At 71.6% G+C, this 12,115-nt stretch carries 9 protein-coding genes; 5 read left to right on the top strand and 4 right to left on the bottom strand.

Translation table 11 applies throughout. The features are described from left to right. Positions 1–188: 188 nt before the first annotated feature. On the top strand, positions 189–1,361 hold the full coding sequence (gene sucC, locus JW613_RS30015) for an ADP-forming succinate--CoA ligase subunit beta (RefSeq protein ID WP_099883545.1): 1,173 nt from the start codon (positions 189–191) through the stop codon (positions 1,359–1,361). A gap of 35 nt (positions 1,362–1,396) precedes the next feature. Beyond that, positions 1,397–2,281, top strand: a complete 885-nt coding sequence (sucD, locus tag JW613_RS30020; RefSeq protein WP_209214028.1) for a succinate--CoA ligase subunit alpha — start codon at positions 1,397–1,399, stop codon at positions 2,279–2,281. A gap of 207 nt (positions 2,282–2,488) precedes the next feature. Here sucD and JW613_RS36675 read toward each other — a convergent pair whose 3' ends face one another. Continuing rightward, entirely contained in the window at positions 2,489–3,742 is a 1,254-nt protein-coding gene (locus tag JW613_RS36675) for a sigma factor-like helix-turn-helix DNA-binding protein (protein WP_209214029.1), read from the bottom strand. A gap of 709 nt (positions 3,743–4,451) precedes the next feature. Between JW613_RS36675 and JW613_RS30030 the strand changes: the two genes are divergently transcribed. Beyond that, positions 4,452–6,287 carry a cell division protein PerM gene (locus JW613_RS30030; protein WP_209214030.1) on the top strand — a complete coding sequence of 612 codons (1,836 nt, stop codon included), beginning with the start codon at positions 4,452–4,454 and terminating at the stop codon, positions 6,285–6,287. Positions 6,288–6,321: 34 nt separating this feature from the next. Here JW613_RS30030 and JW613_RS36970 read toward each other — a convergent pair whose 3' ends face one another. Further along, positions 6,322–6,894, bottom strand: coding sequence for a hypothetical protein (locus JW613_RS36970; protein WP_372448018.1), 573 nt, complete (start codon positions 6,892–6,894; stop codon positions 6,322–6,324). A gap of 641 nt (positions 6,895–7,535) precedes the next feature. Between JW613_RS36970 and purN the strand changes: the two genes are divergently transcribed. Beyond that, entirely contained in the window at positions 7,536–8,198 is a 663-nt protein-coding gene (gene purN / locus JW613_RS30040) for a phosphoribosylglycinamide formyltransferase (protein WP_209214032.1), read from the top strand. Then, entirely contained in the window at positions 8,191–9,807 is a 1,617-nt protein-coding gene (purH, locus tag JW613_RS30045) for a bifunctional phosphoribosylaminoimidazolecarboxamide formyltransferase/IMP cyclohydrolase (protein ID WP_209214033.1), read from the top strand. Before purN ends, purH begins: the two co-directional genes overlap by 8 nt. Before the next feature lie 154 nt (positions 9,808–9,961). On the opposite strand, the gene JW613_RS30050 is transcribed toward purH, so the two are convergent. Together JW613_RS30050 and JW613_RS30055 are read right to left on the bottom strand one after the other, a co-directional pair. After that, entirely contained in the window at positions 9,962–10,615 is a 654-nt protein-coding gene (locus JW613_RS30050; RefSeq protein WP_209214034.1) for a hypothetical protein, read from the bottom strand. 256 nt (positions 10,616–10,871) lie between these two features. After that, positions 10,872–11,792: a hypothetical protein gene (locus JW613_RS30055; protein WP_372448019.1), complete on the bottom strand. Its 921-nt coding sequence runs from the start codon at positions 11,790–11,792 to the stop codon at positions 10,872–10,874. Positions 11,793–12,115 lie beyond the last annotated feature (323 nt).

Genomic DNA, 12,115 nt, shown 5'->3' on the forward strand with positions numbered 1-12,115 from the left:
CCGCACATGCGGGCCGGCCGCGCTGTGACCGTTGTCACCGCGTATGTGTGAGGTGCGATTTAGGCAGCGCACGCACGCAGGGCTAACCTGCAAGGCGGACATGCCGCGCGACCCGTGGACGCCGCGGCCCTGCGGCACGCCCACGCTGACAACGACCGCGAGACCACTGATTAAGGGGACGGACGCGCGTGGACCTGTTCGAGTACCAGGCGAGGGATCTCTTCGCCAAGCATGACGTACCGGTGCTGGCCGGTGAAGTCATCGAGACACCTGAGGCGGCGCGCGAGGTGACCGAGCGGCTCGGCGGCCGGGCGGTCGTCAAGGCGCAGGTCAAGACCGGCGGCCGCGGCAAGGCCGGTGGCGTCAAGCTGGCCTCCGACCCGGCGGACGCGGTCGAGAAGGCCGGCCAGATCCTGGGCATGGACATCAAGGGCCACACGGTCCACAAGGTGATGCTCGCCCAGACCGCGGACATCCAGGAGGAGTACTACGTCTCCTTCCTCCTCGACCGCACCAACCGCACCTTCCTGGCCATGGCCTCCGTCGAGGGCGGCGTGGAGATCGAGGAGGTCGCGGCCACCAAGCCGGAGGCGCTGGCCAAGATCCCGGTGGACGCCATCGAGGGTGTGACCGAGGCGAAGGCCCGTGAGATCGCCGAGGCCGCGAAGTTCCCGGCCGAGCTGATCGACCAGATCAGCAATGTGCTGGTCAAGCTGTGGGATGTGTTCGTCAAGGAGGACGCGCTCCTCGTCGAGGTCAACCCGCTGGTCAAGACCGCCGACGGCACGGTGATCGCGCTGGACGGCAAGGTGTCGCTGGACGCCAACGCCGACTTCCGTCAGCCCGACCACGAGGCGCTGGAGGACAAGGCGGCGGCCGACCCGCTGGAGGCCGCGGCCAAGGCCAAGAACCTCAACTACGTCAAGCTGGACGGCCAGGTCGGCATCATCGGCAACGGCGCGGGTCTGGTCATGTCCACCCTCGACGTCGTCGCGTACGCGGGCGAGGCGCACAACAACGTCAAGCCGGCCAACTTCCTCGACATCGGTGGCGGCGCCTCCGCCGAGGTGATGGCCAACGGTCTGGAGATCATTCTCGGTGACCCCGACGTCAAGTCGGTCTTCGTGAACGTCTTCGGCGGCATCACCGCCTGCGACGCGGTCGCCAACGGCATCGTGCAGGCGCTCGAGCTGCTCAAGTCCAAGGGCGAGGACGTCAACAAGCCGCTGGTCGTCCGTCTCGACGGCAACAACGCCGAGCTGGGCCGCAAGATCCTGACCGACGCGGCGCACCCGCTCGTGCAGCAGGTGGACACCATGGACGGCGCGGCCGACAAGGCCGCCGAGCTGGCCGCCAAGTAAGCCCGGACGAGACCGAACGAGGACATCGACACACCATGGCTATCTTCCTCACCAAGGAGAGCAAGGTCATCGTCCAGGGGATGACCGGCTCGGAGGGCCAGAAGCACACCAAGCGGATGCTGGCCTCCGGCACCAACATCGTCGGCGGTGTGAACCCCCGCAAGGCGGGCACGACCGTTGACTTCGACGGCACCGAGGTGCCCGTCTTCGGCGGCGTCAAGGAGGCCATGGAGGCCACCGGCGCCGACGTCACCGTGATCTTCGTCCCGCCGAAGTTCACCAAGGACGCCGTCATCGAGGCGGTCGACGCGGGCATCGGCCTCGCCGTCGTGATCACCGAGGGCATCGCCGTCCACGACACCGCCTACTTCTGGGACTACGCGACCCAGAAGGGGAACAAGACGCGGATCGTCGGCCCGAACTGCCCGGGTCTGATCACCCCCGGCCAGTCGAACGCCGGCATCATCCCGGCCGACATCACCAAGCCGGGCCGCATCGGTCTGGTCTCCAAGTCGGGCACGCTGACGTACCAGATGATGTACGAGCTGCGTGACATCGGCTTCTCGACCTGCGTCGGCATCGGCGGTGACCCGGTCATCGGCACCACGCACATCGACGCCCTCAAGGCGTTCGAGGCCGACCCCGAGACCGATCTGATCGTCATGATCGGTGAGATCGGCGGTGACGCGGAGGAGCGTGCGGCCGACTTCATCAAGGAGAACGTGACCAAGCCGGTTGTCGGCTACGTCGCGGGCTTCACCGCTCCGGAGGGCAAGACCATGGGCCACGCCGGCGCCATCGTCTCCGGCTCCTCCGGTACCGCTCAGGCGAAGAAGGAGGCCCTTGAGGCCGCGGGCGTGAAGGTCGGCAAGACCCCGTCCGAGACCGCACGGCTCGCGCGGGAGCGCCTCAGCGCCTGATGCGCGCCCGCCGCGCCGACCGCACCGGCTGTGCCGGACGCGCTTGCCGCGCTCGACGTGCTCGCCACGGCCGCCGCGCCTGCCACGGCCGACGCTGCGTCGGCGGCAGCGCATAGGCGCAGCGCGGCGGTCGGCAGCGTGGCGGATCGACACCGGTTCGCCCGGCTGATTGCTCGACGGGCCCGCACCCTCCGGGGTGTGGGCCCGTCAGCTGTTCCGCTCCCACTTCTCCGGCTGCTGGAAATCGCGCAGATGCACGCGCTCGTTGGTGGAGCGGAGTTGGGGGAGGTAGGCGTGACCGGCTCCGCCGGCCGGTTTCCGATGGGCGCGTCCGGCCTTGTCCGCGTCACTCGTACGAGTGGTGTCCGACCCCACGCCCCCACCCTGCCCCAGGTCCGGGCCTCGCCCCGGGCCCCGTTCCGTGGTGGTCGTCCCGGCAGCCGTATCCACGCCCGTACGCATACCCGTGCCCGCGCTCGGGCCCGTACCCGTACCCACGCCCGTGCTAGGTCCGCCCGGCAGCGAGACCGGTGCGAACGTCCGCGGCGGGGTCCGGACCGGCTTGTCCGACGGGCTGCCTCCGGTCTCCGTCGTCAGCAGAGTGAAGACCGTCGCCGCCGTCACCGCGGCTGTCAGACCGATCGAGGCCCGGGTCCACCTCCGCGTCGTACGGAGACTTTCGCGCCGTACCAGCCGGGGCGGTAGGGGGCGTACCGGTTGCGCGGCGGCCAGCTCGCGCAGTGTGCGCGCCAGTACGGCACCGCGCTGCCGTCGCGGCGTCCGTGCCAGCAGCGGCCAGTCCTCCTCCATCGCCGCCCGCCCGTGTGTGACCCGGCCTGCCGCCGCCTGCGTGCTGCACTCCACCTCGGTCGCCGTCTCGGGCAGGGTCAGCCCGAGCCCGTAGTGCAGCAGCAGCGCGGCGCGGTAGCTGCGCGGCAGCCCGAGGAACGCCTCCAGGACCGCCCGGTCGGCGGGTGCCATCGGATACGGCTGTGGCCTGCGGCGGCCCGGATGGAACTGATGCCAGGGGGAGAGCGCGTACTCGTACACCGTGGCCCGTACCGTGCGCGTCGGATCGGTTGCCGCGAGCACTTTCGGCCAGTGCTGCCACGCCTGGTGGAACGCCCAGCGCACCGCGCGTTCGGCCACCTGGCGGTGACCGCTCAACAGCAGCGCCTGTCGCGTCAGCGCCCGCGCCTGCCGCCGGTACAGCTCGTCGAACGCCGCGACCGGATCGTCCGGCAACGCCGTGGACTGCCGGGCCGACCGGAGGAATTCCGCCACCGGCCCAGGTACCGACGCCACCACCTCGACCCGTGGCTCCGGCTCACTGCGCGGCGCCGGCGCCGACACCCGCGGCGGACCGACGGCCCCCGGCTGCGACTCGCTGCGCGGTGTCGGCGGGAGTGCCGCTTGGCTGTCCGCGTCCTGGCTGTTCGCGTCCTGCTCGCCGTCCGCCACCGGGGCGGGGGGTTCTTCGGAGGCCGCCGGGGACTGTGCTCCGTCCGGGGTGAGCGGTGCCTTCGCTGCCGCTGCTTGCGCTGCCTGTACTTTCTCTGCCGGCTCTGCTGCGTCTTGTGCGTCTTCTGTGACTGCTGCATCGGTGGCCCCGGCCGAACCTGGCGTCTCCACCACATCAGTCGTCTGTGGAGGCTGCGGCGGCTCCGCCGCCTCCTGCCCCTCAGGGTCCTGCGGCGCCTCTTGTGCCGCCTCTGGTGTTGTCTCCTGCGCCCCGGACGCCTCGGGCGCCTCGGCGACGGGTTGCTCCGCCTGTTCCGTCTGGTCCGTCCGGCCCAGCTGCTTCGTCGGTTCCAGCGGTTCCAGCGGCTCTGCCGGCGGAGTCGACGGCTTCGGCGGTTGCGCCTCTGCGCTGTTCTTCGTCCGCTTCGCCGTCGGCCGCTTTCCCCGCTTCTTACCCTTCGCTGTTTTGGCCGCCTTGGCTGTTTTCGCGGTCTTCGCGGTATTCACCGTCTTCGTCGCCTTCGCCGCGCCCCTTTCCGCAGCGGTCCTGGTGGAGGGGGCGTCAGAGGCTCCCGGGGAATGGTGCTTTGCCGCGTTCGCGGCCGCATCGGCGGAGGCGGAAGAAAGATGCATAGCCCTTAGCTTGTGCGACACAGCGACAAAATGCCTGCTACTAGGGCAAAACGGGTGTTCTTGGCAGCATGGCGCCGTGAGCCAATTGACGCACCGCGGTCCGTCGTTGTCCTCGGGCCGTGGCCACCCCCGCCCCCTGCCCCTGACCAGCGGCTGGTTGCTGGGCGGCGCCGTGGCCGCCGGGCTCGGGCTCGGTGTGTTCGCGGTCGTCGTCCTGCTGCTGTGGACCGTCTCCCCGTACCCCGACAGCGGCGCCGGAGGCGCCCTGCGTACGGCGGCGGACCTGTGGTTGCTTGCGCACGGCACGCATCTCGTACGGCACGAAACGCTCGCCGGGTCATCCGCACCCGTGGGGGTGACCCCGTTGCTGCTGACGGCGGTACCCGTGTGGCTGCTGTGGCGTGCCACGCGGGAGGGGCTGGACGCGCGGCTCACGGCGGACGACGACGACACGTACGGGCCGCTCGCCGTCGCCGGCTGGGTCGCGGGCGGCTATCTCCTCGTCGCCGCCGCCGCGGTCGCCTACGCGTCCGGCAGCCCGATCGAGGCCGAACCTGTCAGCACGGTCTGGCGCCTGCCCCTGTTCGTCGTCGTGGTGAGCGGACTGTGTGCGGCGTACTGCACCCGGAATCCCTCACGGTCCGTCACGACCGGCTGGGCGGTCTGCCTCGCCCGGCTGCCGGACGCTGCCCGGGCGCGCCTTCGGGTACTCCTCCGACATGTCACCCGCGACCGTGCGGCCGTGGCCGTACAGGCGGGCGGGGCGGCCACGGTCGTCCTGTGCGCCGGGGGCGCGATGCTGCTCGCGGGTGCCCTCATCTGGAACCTGCAAGCTGTGTTCGGTGTCTTCCCGGAGCTCACCGACAGCGCCTCCGGCCAGTTCGCGGTGGTACTGCTCACGATCGCGCTGCTGCCCAACGCGACGCTGTGGGCGACGTCGTACGGCCTGGGCCCCGGCTTCACGCTGGGCGCCGGCAGCGTCGTGGCTCCGGCCGGCACGAGCCCGGCGCCGCAGTTGCCGCCGTTCCCGCTGCTGTCCGCCGTACCGGACGAGGGGACCGGCAGCGTCGTGCAGTGGTGCCTGGCGGGTACGGTCCCGCTGCTGGGCGGTCTGATGTGCGGCTGGTGGGTGGGCCGCTCGGAGGTGGCGGTCGGGCCCGCGCCAAAGGGAGCTCACGGGAGGGCGGGCTGGCGCGCCGTCGTCGTCACCGTGCCGCTCGCGGCAGTGTTGTGCGGCAGCCTCCTGGCACTGTCCACAGCGTGCGCCGGTGGACCCCTCGGCAACGACGCGCTCGCGCATCTGGGCCCCTACTGGTGGCAGACCGGTGGCGCTGCATGCGGCTGGCTGCTCGTCGTCGGCCTGCCGACCGCCCTGTGGGTCCGGTGGTGGACGCTGCACACCGAGCGCAGGGCGGCAGCCGCAGCTGAGCGGGCGGCGGAGGCTGCGGCACTGGCCGCCGAGGGGCACGGCCCCGACGCCGCCTGGCACACGGACGAGGCCCGCCGTGAGCGGTGGTCCGCGATGAAGACCGCCTCCGGCGGACTGATGCCCGACTTCGTGCCGGACGATCCGAGGGATCACAGGTGGTACGTCGAGCGGTTCGGCCCGATCGAGACGGACCGGGCGCACGACCAGTGCACCGAGGCCACGGGGCCGAACATGGCCCCGGACATGGGCGCCGCTCCCGACGCTGGTTCCGCACCCGCCACCGGTCCCGACCCCGGCCCCGCCCCCGACGCGGGCTCCGTTCCCGGCCCCGAAGCGGGCTCCGCTCCCGGCCGCGGCTCCGCTGCCGTCTGCGGCGCCGGCGCCGGCTCAGGGGCAGGCGCAGGCGCCGACTCGGAACCCGGCCCCGACCCCACCGCTGACACCAACGCCAGGGCCAGCGCAAAGGCCGACACCAGCACCTAGCCGCGTCGCAGGAAGCGGCCGGCGCCGGTGGAGCTCAGCGGTCTTCCAGGAACGGCCGCAGTTCCTCGGGGAGGTGCCGCTTGCAGTCGTCGCGCGAGGACTGGGTCAGCGCGTCGTTCTGGCAGGTGTAGTAGTCGCTGTAGACGAACTGGAACGAGAACGTCGCCGCGACGATCATCAGCGTCAGGCTCGCGGTGACCAGCCCGCTGATGGCCGCTGTCCGCTTGGCCTTGTCCGCCTGCGCCGGGGTGACCGCGAGCGGGACCGGGGGGCGGCCGTCCTTGCCGTCCCCGGCACGGGCACCGGCACCCGCCGCGTCGTCCCGCTCCGGGCCGCGGGAGGTGCCCGCCACGTCCTCCGCGGTCGCGGCGGGACCGCGGCGACCACGCTTGCCGCCCTTGCCGCCCTTGCTGGTTCTGTCCGCCTTTGCCGTCGCGGACTTGGGCAGCTTGCCGCGCAGTGCGTTGATGCCCCAGTACAGCGAGAGCGCGCCCAGCAGCAGGGCAACCTGCGGCACGCTCAGCAGCGCGAAGAAGAGCCCCCAGATACCGGAGTGCAGGGAGTATCGGGCGTGCCGCTGGAGGGGGTCGGTGGGGTCCCAGCGCATACCACGGCTCCCACCGGGACCGCCCGGACCGCCAGGTCCCTGGCCGCCGCGGCTCGGACCGCCGCCACCGCCGTTCCCGCCGCCCGAGGTACCCGGACCGCCGCCGAACCCGCCGCCGTGCCGCCCCGGCTGCTTGCTGCTCCATTGGCTGCCCCACCCCGAGGGCTGCTGCTCACCCTCCGAAGAGCCGGAGTCACCGTTCCCCCCGCCACCCGAGCCGTTCCCCGACCCGCTCCCCGAGTCGTCGCCGTCGGACGATCCCGACGACCCCGACGACCTGGACACCCGTGGCTCCCACGGCTGGTCCGGCTGCCCCTCCGGCGGTGGCGCGAAGGGGTTGTCCTCGCGGGAGGTGCTGTCGGATGCGGCCGCACGGCGGCGTCGGTCGGTCATCTGGTGTGTGTCTTCCTCATCGCTTCCGCGTCGCTTCCACGGCCCTGCGGCCCCCGAGCCCCCGCGGGTACCCAAGGAGACCGTGTCCCTGACGCTACCTTCCGCATGCGCCCCCGTCCCGTGGGGGCCGTTCCGAGTGCCGGTATCGTTGCCGACGGTCGAACGCTTCGTAGAGTTCCCCGGAATCTTCGGGTCCACGTACTTGTACGACCACACAATTCCGTCTCCCCGCGAGAGAGAGCCCCGTCGTGGACGCGCAGTCCTTCCGTCCCGTCGCCCCCGTGCGCCTCGCCGTCCTGGTGTCCGGTTCCGGCACGAACCTGCAGGCACTGATCGACGCCGCGGCCGATCCCGCCCTCGACACTCCGTACGAGATCGTCGCCGTCGGGGCCGACCGGAGCGGTATCGAGGGGTTGGCGCGGGCCGAGCGGGCCGGGATCCCCACCTATGTGTGCCGGCTCAAGGACCACGACAGCCGCGAGGAGTGGGACGCCGCGCTCGCCGAGGCCACCGCGGCGCACGCGCCGGACCTGGTCGTCTCCGCGGGCTTCATGAAGGTGGTCGGCAGTCGCTTCCTGGCGCGTTTCGGCGGGCGGTTCCTCAACACCCACCCCGCACTGCTCCCCAGTTTTCCCGGCGCCCACGGCGTACGCGACGCGCTCGCGTACGGCGCGAAAGTGACCGGGTGCACCGTCCACTTCGTCGACGACGGCGTCGACACCGGACCCGTCATCGCGCAGCGCGCGGTCGAGGTCCTGGACGAGGACTACACCGACGAGGGTGCCGCTCTGCACGAGCGGATCAAGGAAGTCGAGCGACGGCTGCTCGTCGAGGTCGTGGTGCGCATCGCCCGCCACGGCTATGCCCTCGAGGGGCCGAACATGAGAAGGGTACGACTGGGTCATGAGTGAGAGTGCAGCGCTGGGCGCCAAGCGGCCGATCCGCCGCGCGCTGGTCAGTGTGTTCGACAAGACGGGGCTCGACGAGCTGGCACGGGGGCTGCACGCCGCCGGGGTGCAGCTCGTCTCGACCGGTTCGACGGCGAAGCAGATCGCGGACGCCGGGGTTCCGGTCACCCCTGTCGAGGAGCTGACCGGCTTCCCCGAGTGCCTGGACGGGCGGGTCAAGACGCTGCACCCGCGCGTGCACGCGGGCATCCTCGCCGACCAGCGGCTGGAGGCACACCGGGAGCAGCTGGGCGAGCTGGGTGTCGAGCCGTTCGAGCTGGTCGTCGTCAACCTCTACCCGTTCGCGGAGACCGTCGCCTCCGGCGCCTCGGACGACGAGTGCGTGGAGAAGATCGACATCGGCGGTCCCTCGATGGTCCGCGCCGCCGCCAAGAACCACCCGTCCGTGGCGGTCGTCGTCAACCCCGACCGCTACGGCGAGGTGCTCAAGGCCGTCGAGAACGGCGGCTTCGACCTGGCGGCCCGCAAGCGGCTGGCGGGTGAGGCCTTCCAGCACACCGCTGCCTACGACATGGCGGTGGCGGGCTGGTTCGCCACTTACGCCGAGACCGGCGCCGGGGACGGGACCGCAGCCGGTGAAGCGGACGCGGGCGAGTCCGCCGCCTCCCAGTTCCCGTCCTTCCTCGGAGTCACCTACGAGCGCAAGAACGTGCTGCGGTACGGCGAGAATCCGCACCAGCCCGCCGCGCTCTACACGGGTGGCTGCGGTGGTCTGGCCGAGGCCGAGCAGCTGCACGGCAAGGAGATGTCGTACAACAACTACGTCGACACCGATGCCGCGCGCCGCGCCGCCTACGACCACACCGAGCCGTGTGTCGCCGTCATCAAGCACACCAACCCCTGCGGCATCGCGGTGGGCGCGGACGTCGCCGAGGCGCACCGCAAGGCACACGCCTGCGACCCGCTGTCCGCGTACGGCGGGGTGATCGCCGTGAACCGGCCGGTGTCCGTGGCGATGGCCGAGCAGGTCGCGGAGATCTTCACCGAGGTCGTCATCGCCCCCGACTACGAGGACGGGGCGATCGAGGCCCTCTCCCGGAAGAAGAACGTCCGGGTGTTGCGCTGCCCCGAGGCGCCGACCGCACCGGCAGAGTTCCGTCCCATCGACGGCGGCGGACTCGCGCAGGTCAAGGACGCCTTCCAGGCCGCGGGTGACGACCCGGCGCGCTGGACCCTGGCGGCCGGGGAGGCGCTGCCCGCCGACGAGCTGGCCGAACTGGCCTTCGCCTGGCGGGCCTGCCGCGCGGTGAAGTCCAACGCGATCCTGCTCGGCAAGGACCGCGCGACCGTGGGCGTCGGCATGGGCCAGGTCAACCGCGTCGACTCGGCCCGTCTCGCAGTCCAGCGAGCCGGTGCGGAGCGGGCACGGGGCGCCTACGCGGCCTCCGACGCGTTCTTCCCCTTCCCCGACGGTCTGGAGGTGCTGGCCGAGGCAGGGGTGCGCGCCGTCGTCCAGCCGGGTGGATCGGTCCGCGACGAGCAGGTCGTGGAGGCCGCCACCAAGGCGGGCGTGACGATGTATCTGACCGGGACGCGGCACTTCTTCCACTGAGCGCTGAGCCGGTACGCAGGGCAGCGCAGCCACTGCAGCCGCTGCACGGCACCGCGTGGCAGCGCGCGGAAGACACAAAAAGAACGGGCCCCTCGGCGGAGGGGCCCGTTCCCGTTGCTCGTGCACCAAGTGGCGTTCGCCAAGCGGCGTGCACTCAGTGCTGCGGCCTGTTGAACCAGCGGCCTGCCGCGCCGCCCGAGCAGAAGACGACGGTCAGCACGGTGATGGCCAGGTAGAGGACGTAGAAGAAGGCAGCTCCCACGGCCTCGGCCCCGTCGCTGCTGTCGACGGTGTCGGAGGACAAGTAGGCGATGAAGCCGATGACCGGCATCAGGCTGTTGAGCGAGCCGGCGACGATGGCCGTGATGCGCGTGCCGGAGCGGCCCCTGCCGAACAGGCACGCCGGAACGATGTGCACCGCCGCCATGCCTCCGTACAGCAGGAACACCAGCAGCAGAACACCCATGGCGGATCCGGCCCCGGGCCCCACTCCGCCGGGCAGGACGACCGAGCCGCCGCTCGCGGAGAGCGCGGCGATCAGCATTCCGGCGGCCGTGAGGGTCCACAGCGCCCCGGCGAAGAACAGCAGCACCCGCGCCGTGATGACCTGCCCGGGCATCTTGACGATCGGCTGCATATGGCCACCGGGGCCGCCCGGGTAGGCGGGCATACCGCCCGGGTAACCGCCGTAACCGGGCTGCCCGACGCCCTGCTGCGGATAGCTGTAGGGGGCGGCACCCGGGGCGCCCTGCGGCGGTGCCGCATAGGGGTTGTTCGGGTTCTGGCCGGGGGGCGGGGGGTAGCTCACGAGCTGTTTCCTCCGACGGTGTTGGAGAGCGGACGGGGCCGAGTGACTCCGGAGAATCACGGCCTGCCCTCAGCAATGTCGCTTCCCCCGGTTCCGGCGCCGCACCGTCGGCCCTCTCTGCACTGCCCGACGCCGGTTGACAATGGTGATGGTCCGACTGTCGGCCTGTCCAGCCAGGTTTCCCGCCTGTGGCGTACTCGCCACGCCTGGTCATCGCCGCACGCGGCCCGCCCCGACGGGGCCGCCGCCCGCGCCCTCACACCAACTGCCCCTCCAGTACGGCCAGATGTCCTTCCTGTACGAGGTCGAACCGGAGTGCGAACCGCACCAGGGCCTCACGGATGTTCTCCGGGCCGTCCGGTGCACGCAGCCGCAGCTTCAACCGCAGATAGTCGATGTTCCAGGAGATGTCGGCGGGGGAGACGTCGGGCCATACGGGGCGCAGCCGCTCCGTGAGCTCCGCGATGTCGGGCACCGGAGCCGAGGTGGCGTCACCGGCCGGCGCCGTGTCACCGGCGCGCAGACTCGCCTCGCACAGCGCCGCCAGCACGAGGAAGTAGTGGCACGTGTGGTCCAGGGGGTAGGGGCGCGGGAACGGGTCGAAAGCCCAGTCCGCCGCCCCGGACGCTCCGTCGGCAGATGCCCCGTCGATGGGGACTCCGCCGCCAGGCGAGCCGTCGGGGGACGAGCCGCCGGAGGCGGAGCCGTCCTTGGGCGAGCCGTTCAGCCGTGCCCCGCCCTCGCGCGCCCCGCTCCTGCGTCCGCCGCCGGTCAGCGGGTTGCCGCCGACGAGCGCGTCGGCCGGCGTCAGGTAGTCGTGCCGCGGTGCCAGTACGTCGAAACCGCAGCCGGGTCTCGACTCGCCCGCGCACAGGCGTACTCGTGCGAACTCGAAGGGGACCGGCGCATCGGCGCGGCCGGGCGCGACCCTGATGTGCTCCCCTGCGCCCTCGGGATTCTCGACGATGTAGGTCTGGTCGCTGCTGAAGTTGGTCAGTATCCAGAAGGCACCGGTCGCCGTGATCTCGCCGGCCGCACATGCGACGGCGGGGTGGGAGATGGTCAGGCCGTTGCCTGCCGGTGCCGTGCGGCCGAAGCGCAGCGTATGGCCCGGCTCCAGCCGGTACTGCTCCTCGGGTCCACGGCACCCGTCCGGGACGATGATCACGCTGAACACGCCCGGCACGCTACTGACTCTCCGTACCCGTGCACAACGGAGCGTAGGGGTAGCAGAGAGGCACATGAACGGACCTTTGCCGTCCCGTTGCCAAGGCGACGCCACGCGGGTGACACGGGCTCGCACAGCAGCCTGAACGGATCGCACAGCAGCACCGGCCGTACCGGCGTGCGCCCGAGCGGAACCGCGCGCCGGGCGGTACCCGCGGTCTCCCGGACGGACACCGGAACCGCGCCGTGCCGGTGTCCGAAGGGAGCCGAGCGGCAGCCGAAGGGCACTGAGCGGCACCTGAGTGGAGAGCAGGGGCCCCGATCCGCGAGGAT

This window comes from Streptomyces smyrnaeus (assembly GCF_017676345.1).
Classification (GTDB): domain Bacteria; phylum Actinomycetota; class Actinomycetes; order Streptomycetales; family Streptomycetaceae; genus Streptomyces; species Streptomyces smyrnaeus.